The organism is Aliiruegeria sabulilitoris (assembly GCF_001558155.1).
Taxonomy (GTDB): domain Bacteria; phylum Pseudomonadota; class Alphaproteobacteria; order Rhodobacterales; family Rhodobacteraceae; genus Tropicimonas; species Tropicimonas sabulilitoris.
In genome coordinates, this window is sequence record NZ_LOAS01000098.1 from 1 (window position 1) to 1285 (window position 1285).

General features: G+C 59.8%; 1 protein-coding gene. It reads right to left on the reverse strand.

The genetic code is table 11. The annotated features are described in order from the left end of the window. On the reverse strand, nt 1-1278 hold a 1278-nt coding region (locus tag AX756_RS24695), incomplete at its 3' end, for a transposase (RefSeq protein ID WP_231701188.1). Between the last annotated feature and the right edge of the window lie 7 nt (nt 1279-1285).

Below are 1285 nucleotides of genomic sequence, written 5' to 3' on the forward strand. Positions count from 1 at the left end.
TGGTCCCCTGAGGCGTAGACGGTCGAGGCCGATGATGCGTTTCAGGTGGGCAAAGAGCATCTCCACTTTCTTCCTGGCGTAGCTCGACGCAACGTAGGCGTCGGTCGTTGCAATCTCCCGTGCCTTCTGGCGCGCGTCCTCATGCCTTGAGCGAGAGATCTTTCGGGTTGCCTGGTTGGGTGTGCAGTGGGGCTTCAGCGGGCAAGCGGCGCAGTCTTCCTTTCGGGCGTAGTATTTCTTGAAACCGTCCTTGCCGAACGCTGGCCGGTCTTTTGAGATTTTCCGCCAGTAGGGCTTCAATGCCCGCCTGCCGGGGCAACGGTATTCGTCGGCCTCTGAATCATAAGGGAAGGCGGTTGCTGGAAACGCGCCATCCCGGCGTTCGGATTTGTCGACGACCGGAATGTGCGGCTCAATACCTTGCTCCTTGACGAGCCAGCCGAGCATGTCTGCGGATCCATAGGCAGTGTCGGCGGCCAGCTTCTCCGGGTGCAGACCAAACGGATCTCGGGCGCGCTCCAGCATTTTCCGCACCGATCCGACTTCGGCCTGACGGATCGGTGTCGTGGCTTCCACGTCGACGATGACAGCGTGGTCCAGATCGACCAGGTAGTTCGTGCTGTAGGCAAAGAAGGGCCTGTCACCGTTGGCACTGGTGTACCTGGCGGCCGGGTCCGAGGGCGAGATCGCTTTCGGCTTCACCGGTGTTGCAGCCCCGAAGGCAGCATCATCGAGCGTGTCGAGATACTCCTGTGTTGCCCGGTTTGCGGTAGCCGACGCCGACCAACCTGAGAAGGCAGCCTTCGTGTAACGGCTGGCATCGGCTCTGATCAGAGATGCGTCCGCCCCGAAGCTCTCGCCCCCGACCAACCCTTCGGCAATACAACGCGCCAGAACGCTCTCGAAGAGGTGCCGGAACAAATTGCTCTCGCGGAACCGGCCATGTCGGTTCTTCGAAAAGGTCGAGTGATCCGGAACTGGATCGGTCAGATCCAGACGGCAAAACCATCTGTAGGCAAGGTTCAGATGAACATCTTCGCAAAGCCGCCGCTCGGATCGAATGCCCATCGCATAACCCACGATGAGCATCCGGATCATCAACTCGGGATCAATCGAAGGGCGGCCCGTATCGCTGTAGAACGGCGCCAGGACTTCGCGAATGTCCGACAGATCCACGAACCGATCCAAGCTCCGCAACAGATGGTTCTCGGGAACAAAGGCATCGACAGAGAACTCGTAGAACAACGCGCCCTGCGCCATCTGCCTCGGTCCCATCATCGAAGTC